At 66.0% G+C, this 16,473-nt stretch carries 19 protein-coding genes and 2 pseudogenes; 10 read left to right on the top strand and 11 right to left on the bottom strand.

The features are described 5' to 3' along the window. Positions 1 to 35: 35 nt before the first annotated feature. Complete coding sequence (locus IAI58_RS17115; RefSeq protein WP_207446453.1) at positions 36 to 1,115, bottom strand: MBL fold metallo-hydrolase; 1,080 nt, start codon at positions 1,113 to 1,115, stop codon at positions 36 to 38. Positions 1,116 to 1,143: 28 nt separating this feature from the next. Then, positions 1,144 to 2,271, bottom strand: coding sequence for an NAD(P)-dependent alcohol dehydrogenase (locus tag IAI58_RS17110; protein ID WP_208776102.1), 1,128 nt, complete (start codon positions 2,269 to 2,271; stop codon positions 1,144 to 1,146). A gap of 157 nt (positions 2,272 to 2,428) precedes the next feature. Between IAI58_RS17110 and IAI58_RS17105 the strand changes: the two genes are divergently transcribed. Continuing rightward, entirely contained in the window at positions 2,429 to 3,328 is a 900-nt protein-coding gene (locus IAI58_RS17105; RefSeq protein ID WP_207446455.1) for a LysR family transcriptional regulator, read from the top strand. A gap of 21 nt (positions 3,329 to 3,349) precedes the next feature. Here the strand turns inward: IAI58_RS17105 and IAI58_RS17100 are convergent, their stop codons facing one another. Together IAI58_RS17100 and IAI58_RS17095 are read right to left on the bottom strand one after the other, a co-directional pair. Next, the gene (locus IAI58_RS17100) at positions 3,350 to 4,201 is read right to left on the bottom strand and encodes a pirin family protein (protein ID WP_207446457.1); all 852 of its coding nucleotides are present in this window, start codon (positions 4,199 to 4,201) and stop codon (positions 3,350 to 3,352) included. A 276-nt stretch (positions 4,202 to 4,477) separates the two neighbouring features. Then, positions 4,478 to 5,080, bottom strand: a complete 603-nt coding sequence (locus tag IAI58_RS17095; protein ID WP_408906195.1) for an IS5 family transposase — start codon at positions 5,078 to 5,080, stop codon at positions 4,478 to 4,480. Between IAI58_RS17095 and IAI58_RS17090 the strand changes: the two genes are divergently transcribed. Then, positions 5,018 to 6,046 (top strand): IS110 family RNA-guided transposase, encoded by a 1,029-nt coding sequence (locus tag IAI58_RS17090; protein WP_207446459.1) that lies wholly within the window; start codon positions 5,018 to 5,020, stop codon positions 6,044 to 6,046. The genes IAI58_RS17095 and IAI58_RS17090 overlap by 63 nt on opposite strands. A gap of 202 nt (positions 6,047 to 6,248) precedes the next feature. Next, on the top strand, positions 6,249 to 6,548 hold the full coding sequence (locus IAI58_RS17085; RefSeq protein WP_207451488.1) for a hemerythrin domain-containing protein: 300 nt from the start codon (positions 6,249 to 6,251) through the stop codon (positions 6,546 to 6,548). Positions 6,549 to 6,859: 311 nt separating this feature from the next. Here the strand turns inward: IAI58_RS17085 and IAI58_RS17080 are convergent, their stop codons facing one another. The 3 genes from IAI58_RS17080 to IAI58_RS17070 form a co-directional block, all read right to left on the bottom strand. Continuing rightward, the gene (locus tag IAI58_RS17080; RefSeq protein ID WP_207451490.1) at positions 6,860 to 7,156 is read right to left on the bottom strand and encodes a putative quinol monooxygenase; all 297 of its coding nucleotides are present in this window, start codon (positions 7,154 to 7,156) and stop codon (positions 6,860 to 6,862) included. Between the two features lie 62 nt (positions 7,157 to 7,218). Beyond that, the gene (locus tag IAI58_RS17075; RefSeq protein WP_207451492.1) at positions 7,219 to 7,854 is read right to left on the bottom strand and encodes a hydrolase; all 636 of its coding nucleotides are present in this window, start codon (positions 7,852 to 7,854) and stop codon (positions 7,219 to 7,221) included. 124 nt (positions 7,855 to 7,978) lie between these two features. Beyond that, positions 7,979 to 8,845, bottom strand: a complete 867-nt coding sequence (locus tag IAI58_RS17070; protein ID WP_207451494.1) for a pirin family protein — start codon at positions 8,843 to 8,845, stop codon at positions 7,979 to 7,981. A 116-nt stretch (positions 8,846 to 8,961) separates the two neighbouring features. Here IAI58_RS17070 and IAI58_RS17065 point away from each other — a divergent pair, with 116 nt between their 5' ends. Next, the gene (locus IAI58_RS17065; protein WP_207451496.1) at positions 8,962 to 9,900 is read left to right on the top strand and encodes a LysR substrate-binding domain-containing protein; all 939 of its coding nucleotides are present in this window, start codon (positions 8,962 to 8,964) and stop codon (positions 9,898 to 9,900) included. A gap of 2 nt (positions 9,901 to 9,902) precedes the next feature. On the opposite strand, the pseudogene IAI58_RS17060 reads toward IAI58_RS17065, so the two are convergent. Next, positions 9,903 to 10,667, bottom strand: a pseudogene (locus IAI58_RS17060) (IS5 family transposase). Between the two features lie 164 nt (positions 10,668 to 10,831). Between IAI58_RS17060 and IAI58_RS17055 the strand changes: the two are divergent. From IAI58_RS17055 to IAI58_RS17035, 5 genes and pseudogenes are all read left to right on the top strand, one after another. Further along, complete coding sequence (locus tag IAI58_RS17055; protein ID WP_207451263.1) at positions 10,832 to 11,167, top strand: hypothetical protein; 336 nt, start codon at positions 10,832 to 10,834, stop codon at positions 11,165 to 11,167. A gap of 472 nt (positions 11,168 to 11,639) precedes the next feature. Then, on the top strand, positions 11,640 to 12,356 hold the full coding sequence (locus IAI58_RS17050; RefSeq protein ID WP_207451261.1) for a recombinase family protein: 717 nt from the start codon (positions 11,640 to 11,642) through the stop codon (positions 12,354 to 12,356). Beyond that, complete coding sequence (locus tag IAI58_RS17045) at positions 12,356 to 12,712, top strand: hypothetical protein (RefSeq protein WP_207451259.1); 357 nt, start codon at positions 12,356 to 12,358, stop codon at positions 12,710 to 12,712. Before IAI58_RS17050 ends, IAI58_RS17045 begins: the two co-directional genes overlap by 1 nt. Beyond that, a complete protein-coding gene (locus IAI58_RS17040; protein WP_207451257.1) occupies positions 12,712 to 13,029 on the top strand; it encodes an HFCD family protein in 318 nt (105 codons plus the stop codon). Before IAI58_RS17045 ends, IAI58_RS17040 begins: the two co-directional genes overlap by 1 nt. Further along, positions 13,029 to 13,325 (top strand): annotated as a pseudogene (locus tag IAI58_RS17035) (HNH endonuclease); the annotation flags it as partial. The gene IAI58_RS17040 and the pseudogene IAI58_RS17035, both read left to right, overlap by 1 nt. Positions 13,326 to 13,820: 495 nt before the next feature. Here IAI58_RS17035 and IAI58_RS17030 read toward each other — a convergent pair. From IAI58_RS17030 to IAI58_RS17020, 3 genes are all read right to left on the bottom strand, one after another. After that, on the bottom strand, positions 13,821 to 14,408 hold the full coding sequence (locus tag IAI58_RS17030; protein ID WP_207451255.1) for a hypothetical protein: 588 nt from the start codon (positions 14,406 to 14,408) through the stop codon (positions 13,821 to 13,823). A 59-nt stretch (positions 14,409 to 14,467) separates the two neighbouring features. Then, positions 14,468 to 14,656 carry an excalibur calcium-binding domain-containing protein gene (locus tag IAI58_RS23395; protein ID WP_336512709.1) on the bottom strand — a complete coding sequence of 63 codons (189 nt, stop codon included), beginning with the start codon at positions 14,654 to 14,656 and terminating at the stop codon, positions 14,468 to 14,470. Between the two features lie 77 nt (positions 14,657 to 14,733). Next, positions 14,734 to 15,045: a hypothetical protein gene (locus tag IAI58_RS17020; RefSeq protein ID WP_207451251.1), complete on the bottom strand. Its 312-nt coding sequence runs from the start codon at positions 15,043 to 15,045 to the stop codon at positions 14,734 to 14,736. A gap of 268 nt (positions 15,046 to 15,313) precedes the next feature. Here IAI58_RS17020 and IAI58_RS17015 point away from each other — a divergent pair, with 268 nt between their 5' ends. Beyond that, entirely contained in the window at positions 15,314 to 16,135 is an 822-nt protein-coding gene (locus tag IAI58_RS17015) for an IS5 family transposase (RefSeq protein WP_208776004.1), read from the top strand. Positions 16,136 to 16,473: the final 338 nt, after the last annotated feature.

Raw genomic sequence — 16,473 nt, 5'->3', positions numbered from 1 at the left:
AAAGGACTGGTCACGGGGCAGATGACCAGGGCCGATCAGGCGTAAAACGGGGGAGAGTTTTCGCCCCTCAGGCGGTAGTTCGGACGCGGTCGCTCAAGGCGGATCGACTCAAGCACTGTGTAGGCGTGGTACTTGGTCTGGGTGGTAACGCCGGCGAGGCGCTCAGACCAGAGCTTGCCGTTGCTGGTCTTCTTCTCGAGCACGTGCTTGGTCGCGTAGTTGGCCATCGAGTTGATCCAGTTCTCCGACCCGACCCAGAAGCGATCGAGGCCAGGCTTCAGCAGGATGTCGATCAACCGGTCCGATCGGGAGTAGCGATCGATGGCCAACTGGGCTCCCTCGAGGACATCGGCGAAATACTCTATGCCTTCTTTCACCAGCTCTGGTGTTCCGTATTTCATGTGGTGCCCGGCCACCAGGAAGTCGAAGTCGTATTCCATGATCTGGTGCTGGGCCTCGTACCAGGCGGTGATGTTCTGGGACGCATCGCAGTGCATGAAGGTGGCGCTACCCGGACTGAGGATGTCGATCACTGTCAGTACTTTCTGGGCCGGAGCGTAGATGAAGATGTTGCCCGGACAGTGGTTCTCGCCCTTGTAGGACAGTTCTAACGTCACTCCACCGACGATGAGGGTATGTGCCTTGTCGAACGTCAGCGTCGGAACAGGCCGATTCGGATCGGGGAAGCGCTCGAGCAGTTCCTTGGTGATTTCGTGGGCAATGATCTCGACGTCCGGCCCGTAGATCGAGGCCGCGCCGATGTGGTCGGTGTGCCAGTGGCTGTAGATCACATGGGTGACCGGCTTGTCGGTCACCTCCTCGATAGCGGCCAGCATGTTCTCACCAAGCGTCGGAGGCGCGTCGATGGCGATGACGCCGTTGGCCGTCACGACGAAGGCCGCGTCGTAACCGCCGCTGGTCACCCAGTAGAACCCGTCACGCAGCTCCTCGCAGTGGTAGCCGAGCTTTCGGAAGCGCTCGCCCCAAAAATACGGCGGGTAGTATTCAGGCGGGTCGAGCGGATGCTCGCCCGCCTCCGGAAAGCCGTAGCGGTCGATGCCGAAGAAGGCCGGCGTGTCGGTAGCGGTGATGGGCTTCTGATGGTTATCGCACATCGTCTGTCTCCTCGTTCAAGGCTGTGAGTTATCTGTCAGGCGGACAGAGGGGATCGAACCGGAGCACTGCCTTGATGACGCGCCCCGCACCGGCATCCTCGAACGCCTGGTTGATGTCGGCGAAGTCGTAGAAGGTAATCAGGCGATCGAACGGGAACCGGCCACCGCGGTAGAGGCCGATCAACTCGGGGATCATCAGCGCGGACACGGCGTCGCCCTGGATGACCCCTTGCAACTGCTGCCCGACCATCAGCCGGGACGCGTCCACAACCGCGCCCGAATGATCGTTGAAGGCGACGAAGCCGAAGCGTCCCATAGGTGCCAATGCGGCGACGCCCGCGTCCAGGTTCTCCTTGCGACCGCTTGTATCGAGGACGTACTCGACGCCTCTGGGAACGACGTCCCGAATGGCCGCGGAGACGTCCGCGATCTCGCGCGCGTTGATCGCGTTGGTGGCGCCGAGTTCGACGGCCAGGTTCAGTCGCTCGGCGCTGACGTCGACGGCGATGATCGTCGCGGCGTCGGCGACCTTGGCGGCCATGATGGCAGCCAGTCCGACAGCCCCCACCCCGAAGACAACGATGGATGCCCCGACGGTGACCGCCATCGCCTTCAGGACTGCGCCGGCGCCGGTCTGGAAACCGCAGCCCAGCGGACCGAGCAGTTCCAGCGGAACATCGTCAGGAACCTTGACGGTGTTGCGGGCATGCGCCAGCGCGTAGGTCGCGAAGGACGATTGGCCGAAGAAGTGGGCGTGCAGGCCCTCGACGTCCTCGGATCTGACACCGATTGATCCGTCCAAACGCGCGCCGGCGAAGTTCGTCTCCCACATGTGGTCGCAATAGGCGGCGTGGGAGGAGAGGCAGGGCTTGCATTGACCGCAGGAGTGGTAGGACAGCACGACATGGTCGCCGGACTTCAGGTGGCTCACCGCGGATCCGACGCGCTCCACGACGCCTGCGCCCTCGTGCCCGAGGATGGCCGGCAATGGCACCTGAAGATGCTGGTGCTGGACATGGGCGTCCGTCGCGCAGATCCCGGTCGCGACCATGCGGACAAGAACTTCGTCGGCACGAGGCTCCTCGACGATTACCTTGCGGAAGGTGAAGGCGGCGTCCTTCTCCTCGACGACCGCGGCCCGGGCGAGGACGCTCAAACGCCGCCCTCCAAGTTGGATTCGAACAGATTCGGCAATGCGCTCTCCTCACGAAGTGCCGAAACCTGCGGGGGGCTAGGGTCGGGCTGCGGCTCTGCTAACTAGCCACGCTTGCCGACGTCCCTAAAGTGCATCTCGCTGGAATGGAGAGTTGCTAATGCCGGAACCCAAGACCGTAGACCTTCTGGACGTCCGGGCGTTCGCCTGTGTCGTGGAGGCAGGCAGCATGGCCCAGGCCGCCGTACGTCTGGGCATCGCCAAGTCCATCGTCAGCCGCCGGGTCAGCCAGCTTGAAAGGACCCTGGGCGCGGTGATGTTGACGCGGACCGCGCGAGGCACCTCGCTCACCGATGCCGGGCGGACCTACTATCTCCGGGCGGCGGCGGCGCTGGCGGAACTGGAATCCGCTCAAGAGGCCGTCGGGCAACTGACGACCGAGATTTCTGGCCATCTGCGCATCTCGGTGCCTCTGGCCTTCGGAGAGTTCTGTCTGGCACCGCTGCTCGCCGCCTTCGCCGCGCTGCACCCGAAGATCCAGCTTGAGATACGTTTCGAGGATCGCAAGGCCGATCTGATCAACGAGGGCTATGACCTCGCGGTGCGGATCGGCAACCTGCCTGACTCGAGCCTGATCACGCGCCGGCTCGCAACCGTCCGGGCGGCGGTGGTGGCAAGCCCCACCTATCTGGACGCGCGCGGCCGTCCCGCCCGCCCGAGCGAGTTGGCGGGGCATGACGTCATTCTCTACGAGAACGCCACGAACCAGTGGCGTTTCGAAGGGCCGGACGGGTGGGAATACGTCCGGGTCAACTCGCGGCTGCGCACAGACAATGGGCAGATGATGCTCGCCGCAGCCTGCGCGGGGCTCGGCGTCATCATCCTCCCCTGGTTCATGGTGGAACGTCCCGTGGAGGAGGGTGACCTGGAGCATGTCCTGCCCGAGCATCCCCACGAGGGCGGCGGCCTGCACCTCCTCATGCCGCCCGCGCGCGCCAGCATCGCCCGTGTGCGGGCGCTGGTGGCCTTTCTGGTCGACAAGTTCGGACCCGTGATCTGACGGCCGTTCGTCGCGACCGATTTATCCCGAAAGAGACTCAGCATGCGGGAACTCGCCGTGACGGTAGCTTCGGTAGTAGCTTTCCAGCTCCTGCGCGGATCCAGCGATGAACGGGCCTCGCGCGGCCACCCGGATATTCTGGGGCTGGCCTGCGTAGACCAGGATGCGCGCGCCCAATGGACCTGCGGTCAGCCGCAGTCGGCTCTCACCCTCCTCGGCGACAGGATGCGTCCAGCCGACGGATCTGACAGAAATCACCGACGAGCGATCTCCAACGAGCGCCTCGCCCTCCAGTCCGACCACGAAGCCGTTGTAGGACGCCGGAAGATCCTGCTCGAAGCCCGCGCCCGGCTGCAGGCGGATGTCAATGAGGGTCACCGGGACGGCGTTCATGGTCGTGGAAGCTACGTCACCTGAGCGACCGCTGTAGACCCTGGCCTCGACACCGGGTTCGAGGCGGACCGGCATCTCGTCGCGCTTCAGGATCTGAACGCGGGGGGGCATGTTCCGATCGTGCTCGGGAAGGATGAGCCACAGTTGGAACAGCCGCATCCCGGCCGAGACGACCGTCTCCTCATTATGGATGATGCCGCTGCCGGCCGTCATCCACTCGACGTCGCCTTCTTCCACGCGTCCCGCGCCGTCCTCCATGAAGCCGTTCAACATGAAGGTGACCGTCTCTAGCCCGGCATGCGGATGGGCTTCGCCGAACGGGCCCGCCGTCGTGACGTTGTCGTCCGCCATCAGGAAGAACGGGTCCGTCGACGGCAGGTCACCCGGTGCGATCACCAGGGCCGCCGTGTGTTGATTACCGGCAAAGCCGGGCCCGAGCGGGGGTATGGCAGTCGCTTCGTTGATCTGTCTGTCATGCATCGTCGAGAACCTTGTCTGGGGCGAACATCTGGCGTCGCGGAAAGGCCCTGAAAGGTCGTCAGCGACGTGATGAATCTCGGGTCCAGGGAGCAGGCGGGGCTAGGTGCGTTGTCTTGCAGGCAGAGTTCCGGATTCCGGAACGCTTCTACGGACCCTGTCATCTGTTATGTCGGCTCGAGGGCGGACCAGCTTACGATCCCTCGGACGACCTCAGGCACCGTCCATTCTGTGTCATTCTCCAGCGGAACGAACGGCGAAGGATTGGCTTTCTTAAAGCTAAGGACAAAACCGTCTGATCTGGCGCAGGCATATGACGGCGCAGGCGAGTGTTGTCAGCGCGTGGTGAAGGTCGGCGCGGCGTTCGTAGCGGATCACCAGGCGCCGGAACTGGTTCAGCCACGCGAAGGTACGCTCGATGACCCAGCGATGGCGGCCCAGCCAGGCGCTGCTCTCGATCCCACGCCGGGCAATGCGCGGGATGATGCCGCGCGCATGGCAGTCGCTTCGGCAGCGGCGATGGTCGTAGGCCTTGTCGGCGTGCCGTTTGCCGGGCCTGCGGTGAGGGCGTCCCCGTCCTCCAGTCCGAACGCGCGGCACGGCATCCAGGGTGGCGGCCAACATGCGACTGTCGTGGCGGTTGGCGCCGCTGAGTGTCAGGCCCAGCGGCTTGCCGCGGGCGTCCGTGACGAGGTGACGCTTGGTGCCCGGCTTGCCGCGGTCCGTCGGGTTGGGGCCGATCTCCGCGCTCCCCTTTATGGAATGGCCCGCCCCTCTTTCGCGTAGCCTGTCTGGGGCAACCGGAAAGGGAGGCGGAACATGGACGTTCAGGTTCTCGGGATCGACCTCGGCAAGAACAGCTGCAGCCTGGTAGGGCTGGATGCGTCTGGCCGTGTGGTGGTGCGGCGGCGCATGCGGCGGGAGAGCATCGCGGCCTTTGCGGCCAAGGCGCCGGGCTGCATCGTGGCGATGGAGGCGTGTTGTGGGGCGCACCACCTGGGCCGGCAACTGGCAGGCCAGGGTCACGAGGTGCGCCTGATGTCGCCGGAATACGTGCGGCCCTACGTCAAGGCGCAGAAGAACGACGACCGGGATGCCGAGGCGATCGCTGAGGCTGCGACCCGGCCAACGATGCGGTTCGTCGCCCTCAAGAGCGAGGAGCAGCTCGACGTGCAGATCCTGCACCGGGCGCGCGATCGTCTGGTGGGGCAGCGCACCGCGCTGATGAACCAGATGCGCAGCATCCTGCTCGAGCGCGGCATCACCGTCGCGCAGGGGGTTCGCAAGCTCAGGGACACCCTGGCGGACGTCCTCGCCGCGGAGGTTCCATTCGTGAGCGCCAGGGTGGGGCAGCTGCTGGAGGACATGGCGGAGCAGTGGCGGCGGCTCGACGAGCGCATCGCCTCGCTCGACGGGGAGTTCGCCGGGATGGCCCGCAACGATCCTGCGGCCCGGCGCCTGGCGACGATCCCAGGCATCGGTGTGCTGAACGCGACCGCGTTGGTGGCCGCCATCGGCAGCGGCGAGACCTTCAGGCGCGGCCGCGACCTCGCGGCCTGGCTCGGCCTCGTGCCGCGGCAGGCGACCACCGGCGGCAGGCCGAAGCTGCTCGGCATCACCAAGCGCGGCAGCAAATACCTGCGCAAGCTTCTGATCCAGGGAGCACGATCAGCCCTGCCGTCGTTGTCCCGGACCGCAACTCCCCTGGGCGGCTGGCTACGAGGTCTCCTCGCCCGCGCCCATGGCAACACGGTCGTGGTTGCCCTCGCGGCCAAGATGGCGCGCATCGCCTGGGCCCTGCTGCGGAACAGGTCGGAGCTCGTCGCCATGCAGCCCGCAAAAGCCTAGAAACAAGATCGGCCCCTGACACGCACCCGCGCTCAGGAGGCTGTAGGAGGTCTGCGGGTGGTGGACGTGAGATGGCCTGACAGTCACCGGTGTCCCACAAGCCTATGGCGCAAAATTGCACCTGATGCCGGCCCCTTTATGAGGCCTGGGACGCGCGGATCTCCATCTTGGCCAGGGCTCGACCCTGAGACCGGATACGTTGATGCAGACTGCCTGCGCCAGATCTCAGAAACCGCTTGCCGACGGGGCGGGCCATACGTTGGCCCCGATGCTGCGGCTTTTCAAGGCGATCAAGAACACGCCCCGTGATGATCCGCAGCGCCGTGATCTCATGCGGATACTCGCCTCGGAACTCGAGATCCACGAGTATGTCGAGGACCACATCTTCTATCCTGCAGTCCGCCCCGTCAGCGAAGATGTGCCCATCGAGCATTCCGAGCACCGTCAACTATCCGATCTATTGGCCAAGACTTATCGTGCTGTTTTCGTAAGGGTGGCATAACGTCTGCGGTTTGGGCGGCGTCATTCCCCGGAAAGCCGGCACCCGTCCTGCCATCACCAAGGTCCGCTTATGGCGGAGCGGCGAAGCTGCACATCCGCAGGACGCACCGCCGGGCCTACGGGACACTTCGAAGAACCTCGCTGTTGAGACGCGAAACTGATTCACGGCCGCTGGTCAGCGGAGATGGTAGCGATGGCGGATCAGCCGGGCTTCTTCGATGTGCCCAACAGTGCGGAGGCACCCAATAGCAGCGGCTCTCCATCCGCAGGGCGGAACCAGGCTGACGTCAAGCGCCCGCTATACGGTTGGCGTCAGGCGACGCGTTTCAGCATGTGCGCGAACTCGCGGTGGTCCACGTTGCTCGCGCCATTGGCGTGGAAATGCTGGATATGCGGTCCGCGCTCGTGGTGCTTGTTTTGGGCCTCGACAGAAGCCCACGCCTCGACGAACACGAAGCGGCCCGGCTCATCCTGATCTTCGAACAGATCGTACCGGATGTTGCCATCCTCAGCCCGCGATGGCTCGACAAGCACTGATAAATCTCGACGCAACTCATCCTCCTTGCCGGTCTTCGCTTTCAGACCAACTACAATGAACAGTTCACTCATTTGCTATCTCCTTGCGAAAAGAGTGGCGGCGGTTGAGCCGCCGCCACCTTCCGCGTTCGCGGTCAGGCGGCCTGTGCGGCCTTCTCGGGATTGAAGCCGTCAAAGCTCTCGAAGACGTCCATGAAGCCGGGAACGGTGGCTTCCCGCGCCCAGTCGCGCTGGAGTTCGCAATACATCTGAACCCGGCTGATCAGCTTCGCGCCGGCCTGTTCGACGCGACGAAGCGCTGCCTCGTGCGCGGCCACCGAGGTGCCACCGACCGCGTCGATGGGCACATAGACTTCATACCCCTCCTGCATCGCGTCGAGCGCTGGGAAGGTGAGGCAAGCCTCCGTCCATAGCGCGGTCATGATGAGCTTGCGCCGGCCGAGGGCCTTGACCGCGTCCTTGAAGCCGGCGTCCTCCCAGCTGTTAATCGAGGTGCGGTCGTAGGTTGGCAGGTGGCCGAGCACGTCCTGCAGCTCCTGGATCGGCGGCTTGTTGCGACCGGTTTGCACGTTCACGGTCGAGTGGATGATCGGGAGATTGTAGTTCAGGGCTGCCTTGGCGGCGCTGACGATGTTGAACACCAGCTCATCGCGCGGCATCGAGCGGATTGAGGAGACCTGGACCGGCTGATAGTCGATGATAATGAAGGCGGCATTGTCGGGGGTGAGAAGATGATCAGTCTGCGGGTTGCGGATTGTTTCACTAGTCATGGCTGGTCCCTTTGCTGTTGAAGTTATGCGAAGGCGCGCTGACGCCCTTCATCAAGCGGACGGGCGAGTGCCTACCGATCCGCAGGAAAAAGGGGCCGGAGGCGATGTGTGTCCGGCCCCTTGATCATGTTGCGGCGGACACGAAGCGTCCGCCGTTGAAGTCTTCCGCCGCCTGGCGGATTTCCGCTTCGCTGTTCATCACGAAGGGCCCGTAACCGACTATCGGCTCGTCAATGGGTTCGCCGGTCAACACCAGCAGCTTGGCATCGCCGTCAGCTCGAACGGCGATCTTGCCGCCATCGCGGCCGAACAGCACCATCTCCGCTTCGCCGGCCGTCTGGCTTTCCGCGATCGTGACGTGCCCCGTGAGCACGACGATCATGGCGGTATGACCTTCGGGTAGATCGAGGTTCAGGTCTGCGCCAGCACTCAGGCTCAGATCCCAGACGTTGATCGGCGTGAAGGTGCGAGCCGGGCCCGTCGTGCCTCGATAGTCGCCGGCGATGATCCGCGCAGTGCCCGCGTCCTTCGGGAGTGTTACAACCGGAATGTCGGCCTGCGAGATGCCTTGATACCCGGCAGGAGCCATCTTGTCCTTGGCGGGCAGATTGACCCACAGCTGCACCATGCGGAAGGGACCACCCGTTCGAGCGAAACCGGGCGAGTGATACTCCTCGTGGATGATCCCACCTGCTGCGGTCATCCATTGAACGTCGCCAGGTCCAATCACGCCGCCGTTGCCGGCGGAATCCCGATGCTCGACTTCACCGTCATAGACGATGGTGACGGTCTCGAAGCCACGATGGGGATGCTTGCCGACACCCCTTTGTTCCCGAGTTGGTGCGAACACATATGGCCCGGCATAGTCGAGCAGCAGGAATGGGCTGACGTGCGCGCCCAGATCGTTGTACGAAAATAGCGAACGGACGGGAAAACCGTCGCCTACCCAATGCTGCCGTTCGTTACCGTACCGGCCAATCACTTGGGCCATGTTCGTTCTCCGATTTGCGATGCGCCGCAAGGCGTGTGCGTGTCGAGTGCAGTTTACGGCGAGACGATAGAACGGAAAGGTTGCGGAAAGAGACGCAGCGTCCTATCGAAAGGACGATGAAGGATCTGAACGACTTCTGCTATTTCGCAGCCGTGGTGGACCATGGTGGCTTCTCGGCCGCCGGCCGCGCGCTCGGCGTCCAGAAGTCGTTGCTCAGCCGCCGTGTCCTGGCTCTCGAGGAGCGGCTAGGCGTTAGACTTCTCAACCGATCGTCCCGCCGCTTCTCGGTGACCGAGGTCGGGCGTGATTTTTACGATCGGTGCGTAGCAATGCTCGTCGAGGCGGAAGCTGCCGAGCAGGTCGCCGCGCAGGTCCAGGGAGAGCCGCGCGGCGTGGTGCGGATGAGCTGCCCCACCGGGTTGCTGTCGTTCCAGTTTGGCGCGCTGATCGCGCGCTTCATGATGCTCAAGCCCGGTGTCCAGATCCTTCTGGAGAGCACCAATCGCCGCGTCGACGTGATCTCCGAGGGCCTCGACCTAGCGGTTCGTGTGCGCGTTCCCCCGCTCGACTCGACCGACATGGTCATGCGACGGCTCGATGAGAGCGCTCAGTGCCTAGTTGCCGCTCCGACCTTGATCCGCGAGCAGCTGCAATCGCCGGCCGACCTTCATGGCTTGCCCAGTCTTGACCAGATGCGGCCGACCCGCGAGCACACGTGGAGACTCCATCATGCCGACGGCAAGGTGGCGACGGTGCCACATGCGCCGCGTCTGGTGACCGACGATATGTCGGTGCTCCGTGATGCAGCGATGGCGGGAGCGGGTGTGGTGCAGTTGCCGACGATATCCATCTCCGAGGACGTCGAGACTGGCCGGCTCGTCGACGTGTTACCGGGCTGGCGACCAGAATCAGGCATTGTTCACGCCGTTTTTCCATCGCGCCGCGGGCTCCTGCCATCAGTGCGGGCGTTGGTCGATTTCCTTGCTCGTGAATGTGCCATCCAGCGCGCGCGCGCTGAAAAGATTGTGCCGCCTGGGCTGCACCCTCGAAGCTAGGCTCAGGACTCATTGATCCAGAAGAGGACGGCGGCGGCGAGGCAGATGGCGGACATGAAGGTGTGGGCGCAGCGGTCATGGCGCATGGCGATGCGTCGCCAGTCCTTGAGCCTGCCGAACATGTTCTCGATGCGGTGCCGTTGGCGATACAGCATCCTGTCATGCGGAATGCGCTGCTTGCGTCCGCGGCGTGACGGAATGCAGGGCTCAATGCCGCGCGCGGTCAGGGCCTGGCGGAAGCGGTTGCTGTCATAGCCTTTGTCGCCGATCAGGATGCGGGCGGGCGGTAGGGCGCCGAGCATCAGCGCTGCGCCTTTATGGTCGCTCATCTGACCTTCGGAGAGCAGCATGATGATCGGGCGGCCTTGACCATCCGTGACGGCGTGCAGCTTGGAATTCAGGCCACCTCAGGTAGCGTCCGATACGACGGGGAACAGCCCCTTTTTGAGCAGACTGGCCGCCGTGCGGTGAGCCTTGAGGTGAGTGGCGTCGATCATCAGCCGGTCTGGTTGCCCTTTTCGTCCGGCCAGCCCCGCGAAGATGCGGTTGAAGACGCCCATGCGGCTCCAGCGGATGAAGCGGTTGTAGAGGGTCTTGTGTGGGCCGTACTCGGCAGGCGCATCGCGCCAGCGCAGCCCGTTGCGGATGACGTGGATGATGCCGCTGACGACCCGATGGTCGTCCACCCGCGGCACGCCATGCGAGAGCGGGAAGTAGCGCGAGATCCGCTCGATCTGTGTCTTTGTGAGCCAGAACAGGTCAGCCATGGCAGCACCTCCGCCGCCATGGAATCACAGCAGGATCAAAGCGCAAGAGACTCGTTAATAGGTCCTGAGCCTAGCTGATCCACCGCATGTGGGACGCCGGCTAGCTGCACGACTGGCAACACGCCACGGCCGATCAGCCCCTGCCGCTCTGCGACGCGGCCGGCATGCCGGCCGCGAAGATGGCACTGATCGGCCGCAGCGGCAGCGGCCCTGCCGAGATGAGCGATGCCATGGCGGCGGCGCATGTGACCTGGCAGCGGCTGATGGCCGAGATCGGCTATCCCGGCGACGCGCTGCTGATCAGCCTATGCCAGGGCGAGCTGACGCTGCGCGGTCAGGCCGCCCGCACCGCGGCGCTGGTGTCGGGCTGCGCCACCTGGCGCAGCGCTGGGATAGCGATAGGACTGGACGCCACAGCCGCTCACGCAGTGGCAATTTCGCACCGCCATCGCTGCGCCCGGTGCCGAGCGAGGCCGGGCGTTTTGCTGTTCAGGCCCTGAGCTGGCGCCCCACCTGGAACAACCTCCGATGCCCCTCCCCACCGAGGCGCCGCGGAGCGCGTGTGGGCGCGCGCCGCGATAGTGCCGGATCCGCGGCTCGACCATGGGCACCATCGCCTATGGCGGGAAGCGCTCGACCGGCTGCGCTTTCCGCTGGAGCAGCGCGGCATCGTCGCGCGTCAGCTGGAGGCGGTGGCCTGATGTTCGACTGCACCTGCCCCGCCAGCCGGGGCCTGCAGGGGCGGATCTGTGCGGTCAACCACCCCAACTGCGAAGCCCTGAAAGGGCTGTCGCCGGAGGCGCTGGGGCTCGTCGTTACGCCGACTCCCGCGCCGCCGGCGCCGCCTGATGTGACAACGGCGGCCACGCCCGTGTGCGGATGAGCGGCCCGGCTGCGCCTGGTGGCCTGCACATTTCGTCAAACGGACGTTTCGTAGTGTTCACCCCCTCCGACCCATGATCGGGAGCCAGAATGGCTCGCAAAACCCCGCTGAAGCGGCTGGGGGGCGGGGACGGCGTTCCGGGGTTCATCGCCTATTACCGCGTCTCGACCGACAAGCAGGGCGCCAGCGGCCTCGGATTAGAGGCCCAGCAGGAGGCGGTTGAGCGCCATGTGCGCGCCGCCGGGGGCCGCATCCTGGACGTGTTCCGGGAGGTGGAGAGCGGCAAGAAGAATGACCGCCCCGAGATCGCAGCGGCCATCGCTGCCTGCCGGTCGCGCCGCGCCACGCTGGTGATCGCCAAGCTGGACCGGCTGGCCCGCAACGTCGCCTTTGTCTCCAACCTGATGGAGGCCGGCATCGAGTTCGTCGCCTGCGACAACCCGCATGCCAGCCGCCTGACCATCCATATCCTGGCGGCCGTGGCCGAGCATGAGCGCGAGATGATCTCGGCGCGCACCAAGGCGGCCTTGCAGGCGGCCAAGGCGCGCGGCGTGCGCCTCGGCAACCCGCATCTCCGTGCCGGCGACGGCGGTGCCGTCAGCCAGGCCACCCAGATCCGCATCGCCAAGGCCGCGCAGCACGCCCGCGATGTGCTGCCCGCCATCCTGGCGGCGCAGAAGGCCGGCTGCGCCAACCCCTCGCAGATTGCCGAGGCGCTGACCGCGCGCGGCATCCGCACCCCTGCCGGCGGTGACGTTTGGCACCCCGTGCAGGTGTCCCGCATCCTGAAGAGGACTTCCCCCTGATGGCCACCCCCGCCAAGCCCCGCGCTGCCAAGGCCGAGCCCGCCCCCACGGCGGCGCCGGCCGGCACCAACCACCCGGTGATCAAGGACAAGAAGATCATCGCAGCGGCCGAGGAATACGCCACGCTGAAGAAGGACGCCTCGCGCATCGAGCGCCGGCTGAAGGAGCTGAAGCCGGTGCTCGAGGCGGCGATGGACGGTGCGCCGGTGGCCTATGCCGGCGCCCGCATCCTGAACCTCTCGGTCACCGAGGCCACCCCGGAAGGGCAGAACCAGGTGATCACCCGCGAGATGATCGGCCAGGTGATCCCGGGCAAGGCTGGCCGGGCCGGCTACACCACCCTGGCGGTGCAGTGATGGCCGAGCCGCGCCGGCCCGCCCTGCTGGCGGGCCGCAGCCTGGCGGTCGCGCAGCGGATCGCCACCCTCGACTTCGGCTGGCGCCGCATCGCCCTGGACCACTACCTGACGCCCGAGGGCGAGGAGGTGCGGGCGGTCGCGGATCGGTCGAGCTTCCACATCGGCCTGCCGCTCGGCACCCGCATCTACCTGCTCGACAGCTGGCAGCTGCGCGACGACTGGCGCCGCATCGACGGGCTGCTGCAAATCGGCAACCTGGTGCGGGCGCCGCTGCCGCTGGTGCGGATGCCGCGGCTGTCGGCCGCGGCGCGCTGATGGGCAACCCGGCGCGCCGGCGCGCCCCGCTGAAGATGGCGACGCAGCTGCTGCCGGCCGCCGACCTGCGCACCGCCCGGCCGCCGCCGAAGCAGGCCAGCAACCACTACGGCACGCCCGAGCATCGCGCCTGGGCTGCGGCGGTGCTGCGCCGGGCGGGCTCGCGCTGCCAGGGGCCGGGCTGCGGCCGCACCGGCACCCGCCTCTATGCGGACCACATCGTCGAGCTGCAGGACGGCGGCGCGCCCCTCGCCCTGGCCAATGGGCAGGCCCTTTGCGGCGCCTGCCACTCGGCCAAGACGGCGCGCGTCAGGGCCGAGCGGCAGCGCACCCCGCCACCCTCCAGCGACGGCCCTGACCGGCCCACAGCCCCGCCTCTGGCCGGCCGTGGCCGGCTCTGGCCCCTCCATCCCCACCCCCCAGCCCCAGCCCCCCCTGGGGGGGTCGGATCCCTGGGGGTCGGGAGGGGGGGACCGCTATGGGGCGCACGCACAGAATTTTTCCCGCCTATAAAAGGAAGCCGCGCTGCCTCGGCCGCTGACCGGCCTTCGAACGCCGCCTGGCAGGCGACCGCCTCGAAGGGTATGTGGTGGAGGGTGGCGCGGCGGCCGACCCGCGCCCGGCTCAGCTGGATCATCGCCGCCGCGGCGTCAAAGCCCACCACCGTTCGGCAGGGAGCCGGCCGATCCGCCAGAGCCGACATCATGCCGCGCTACCGCGTTGGTGTGGAGAGCCGAGCAGGTTGTTTCGGGGTGCGGTGCAACGCAGATCGCCGCCGCAGCCGATTGGCTTCAGCCGCGGACCGAGTAGCGCTCGAGGGCGGTGATCCGCTGCATCAGCGGCTCCAGCTCCCGGCCATAGATCTCCTGGCAGAGAAAAGCGCATTCCGCCGCGCGCTCGGCCTCCGCCACCTCGATGAACCAGGCCCGCGGCTGCGCCGCCCCCTTCTCCTCCGCGTTCCAGCGGTAGCCGCGGGCCTTCAGGCGGTCCTTGTGGTGGAAAGGCGCCTCCACAGCCCAGATCCGCCAGCGCGGCTGCCGTGCCCCTTCCAGCAGCCGCGCCAAGCCAGGCATGCCGGAGACGGGCAGCGGCCGCGCCAGGATCTCCAGCGTCGCCTCGCAGTCGTGCCGCGCCCGGTGTCCCTCGAAGAACAGCCCGTGCCGCATCGCCATCTCGATGATCTCGTCCTGCGCGGCATCGAGCCCGGTGGTCTCCAGATCCAGCAGCAGGCCGAGCCGGGTGGGCATGCCTGGGGGCGGCGTCACCGCGGGTCGGGGCGTGATCCGGCGCAGCACACGATAGTGGCCGCTGGCCGCCAGTTGCGCTGCCATCGCCTCCAGCTGGGGAAGGTCGGGCGGATCTGCGGCACGGGTTAGCATGCCGCCTCCATGGCGTCCGGGGTGTTACGGCGCCAGAAGACCAAAACAGAAACTCGAGCTTAACGGCAGAGCCGCTCGCAGGGCACCCCGTCCCCATCGCCGTCCAGTCGCCGCAGCCCGCACTGCTGCAGATAAAAGCGTGCCTCGGCACAGTCGCGCATCTCACCGCAATACTGACGAGCTTGCTGACCGGCATGGCCTCCTTCAGCACCTCTCGCCGCTGCACCTGCGCCGGCAACGCCGCTGATGGGCTGACAGCAGAACGCCAGGGTGCCCTTGCGGGTCCCCTGGCGTCTGTCGTGACGGGTGGTGGCGGATGGCTGGATCAGCGGGAGGCCATCACCGAGGAGGAGGCTCCGGCGGGCAGGTAGGCGATGCCCCCTTCCGAGCCGCCGGTGAAGACCGGGATACCGGCCATCCGGTGAGCAAAGCGGGCCTCGACATGGGTGATCTGCTGGCTCTCGCCCTGGCCCATGACGCGGACGGCGCCGCCGCCGACGATGCTGCCGGTGTCGCTGGGGTCATACTGGACGGCGAAGGTCTCGCCTTGGCTGAGCACGGTCAGCGGGGTGGCGAAGGCGCTGGCGGCGGAGAGGCTGATCAGGGCGGCGGCAGCGGCGGTGAGGAAGCGGGACATGGACGTGATCCTTTGGTGTGCGGTTCTGGGGTGGCGCCCTGGGGCGCCGCTGGGTCTTTAATACTCCGCTATTAAATCGCGCGCGACTATTCTTGTCGCATGGCAGCCATGTATGCCTGTCGCGCGCGATCTTGTTGGGTCACCTTCTGCTTCGTGCTGCCGTTCCCGGCCAGGTTCTGTACTCAACCTCGGTTGATGAATGTGAGAGCCCGTTTGAGAATGCTGCGGGTGAGGTGTTCAGGCGTCCTCGCGTGCCCAGATGGGCTGGATGTGGACCAAGGAACATCGCGCACGGCAGGCTGGCTTTGAGCGGCGCCGCTACCCGACCGATCTGACGGATCAGGAATGGCGGGTTATTCGGCCTCTGCTGCCGCCCAGCAGCACCCGCGGCAGGCGGCCAGGCGTTGACCTGCGCGAGGTGCTGAACGCGATCCGCTACCTGGCACGGGCCGGGTGTGGCTGGCGCATGCTGCCGGTCCATTTCGGACCATGGCAGACGATCTATTGGTGGTTCCGGCGGCTCGCACGACGGTTCCTGTTCGCCACTCTGCACAACATCGCGCTGATGCTGGATCGTGAGCGGGTGGGGCGCGAGGCCAGCCCTTCCGCCGGGGTTCTGGACAGCCAGACGGTCAAGTCGCCCCAAGCACTGGGCGGCGGCGGCTTTGATGCCGCCAAGCGCCTCAAGGGCCGCAAGCGCCACATTGCGGTCGACACTGATGGCCGCCTGCTGATGGTCAACCTAACGACGGCCGACGTGCAGGATGCTTCCGGGGCGGAGCAGATCGTCAAGGCGATCCGCAAGCGCTGGCCCTGGTTGAAGCACCTCTTTGCCGACGGCGCCTATGACCGCGGCAAGCTGATGAGCGCTGCCGCCTTCCATGACTTCGTCATCGAGGTGGTGCGCAAGCTGACGGACCAGCAAGGCTTCCAGGTGCTGCCACGCCGCTGGGTGGTGGAGAGAACCTTTGGCTGGATGACCCGCTGGCGCCGCCTGGTCCGCGACTATGAACGCCGCTGCGACGTCTCCGAAGCCATGATCCACGTCAGCATGGGCGCGCTCCTCGTCCGGCGCATCGCTCACCCATGACCATTCTCAAACGGGCTCTGAGGTGAAGTGATTCAGGCGCCTGAGGAGGGCGCTGGTTATGAGTCCCGACCGTAGGTGAAGGGGCGACGGGCATGGCAAAGACGCTGCCCCTGCCCACAAGGCCAAGGCTAGCGTCCGAACATGGGTCAATTTCAATGGCAACTTCACCCAAATCGGCTCAGCTCTCAGTGGCAATTAACATGCACGGCATGCGGCGGATACCGCAGGCAAGTGGAAGGCTCCCTGGCAGAGAACGTGCTGATGGGTCGCATTCCTGCTGCGGCATTTCTCCAGATGCAAATAATCTCAGCCTGCGTCTCAATGCATGCTGTTTCGGG

The sequence above is a fragment of the Roseomonas marmotae genome (assembly GCF_017654485.1).
Lineage (GTDB): Bacteria > Pseudomonadota > Alphaproteobacteria > Acetobacterales > Acetobacteraceae > Pseudoroseomonas > Pseudoroseomonas marmotae.
The sequence above is the reverse complement of the archived record's forward strand: the minus strand, read 5'-3'. Positions and strand labels throughout refer to the sequence as shown.

What these genes read in the sequence shown, in the direction of transcription:
- IAI58_RS17105 (WP_207446455.1), top strand. Translation starts at nt 2,429, where the DNA reads ATGCCGGAACCCAAGACCGTAGACCTTCTGGACGTCCGGGCGTTCGCC.
- IAI58_RS17040 (WP_207451257.1), top strand. Translation starts at nt 12,712, where the DNA reads ATGGCCGAGCCGCGCCGGCCCGCCCTGCTGGCGGGCCGCAGCCTGGCG.
- IAI58_RS17020 (WP_207451251.1), bottom strand. Translation starts at nt 15,045, where the DNA reads ATGTCCCGCTTCCTCACCGCCGCTGCCGCCGCCCTGATCAGCCTCTCC.
- IAI58_RS17050 (WP_207451261.1), top strand. Translation starts at nt 11,640, where the DNA reads ATGGCTCGCAAAACCCCGCTGAAGCGGCTGGGGGGCGGGGACGGCGTT.
- IAI58_RS17055 (WP_207451263.1), top strand. Translation starts at nt 10,832, where the DNA reads ATGCCGGCCGCGAAGATGGCACTGATCGGCCGCAGCGGCAGCGGCCCT.
- IAI58_RS17030 (WP_207451255.1), bottom strand. Translation starts at nt 14,408, where the DNA reads ATGCTAACCCGTGCCGCAGATCCGCCCGACCTTCCCCAGCTGGAGGCG.
- IAI58_RS17115 (WP_207446453.1), bottom strand. Translation starts at nt 1,115, where the DNA reads ATGTGCGATAACCATCAGAAGCCCATCACCGCTACCGACACGCCGGCC.
- IAI58_RS17065 (WP_207451496.1), top strand. Translation starts at nt 8,962, where the DNA reads ATGAAGGATCTGAACGACTTCTGCTATTTCGCAGCCGTGGTGGACCAT.
- IAI58_RS17045 (WP_207451259.1), top strand. Translation starts at nt 12,356, where the DNA reads ATGGCCACCCCCGCCAAGCCCCGCGCTGCCAAGGCCGAGCCCGCCCCC.
- IAI58_RS17015 (WP_208776004.1), top strand. Translation starts at nt 15,314, where the DNA reads ATGTGGACCAAGGAACATCGCGCACGGCAGGCTGGCTTTGAGCGGCGC.
- IAI58_RS17100 (WP_207446457.1), bottom strand. Translation starts at nt 4,201, where the DNA reads ATGCATGACAGACAGATCAACGAAGCGACTGCCATACCCCCGCTCGGG.
- IAI58_RS17080 (WP_207451490.1), bottom strand. Translation starts at nt 7,156, where the DNA reads ATGAGTGAACTGTTCATTGTAGTTGGTCTGAAAGCGAAGACCGGCAAG.
- IAI58_RS17085 (WP_207451488.1), top strand. Translation starts at nt 6,249, where the DNA reads ATGCAGACTGCCTGCGCCAGATCTCAGAAACCGCTTGCCGACGGGGCG.
- IAI58_RS17090 (WP_207446459.1), top strand. Translation starts at nt 5,018, where the DNA reads ATGGACGTTCAGGTTCTCGGGATCGACCTCGGCAAGAACAGCTGCAGC.
- IAI58_RS17075 (WP_207451492.1), bottom strand. Translation starts at nt 7,854, where the DNA reads ATGACTAGTGAAACAATCCGCAACCCGCAGACTGATCATCTTCTCACC.
- IAI58_RS17070 (WP_207451494.1), bottom strand. Translation starts at nt 8,845, where the DNA reads ATGGCCCAAGTGATTGGCCGGTACGGTAACGAACGGCAGCATTGGGTA.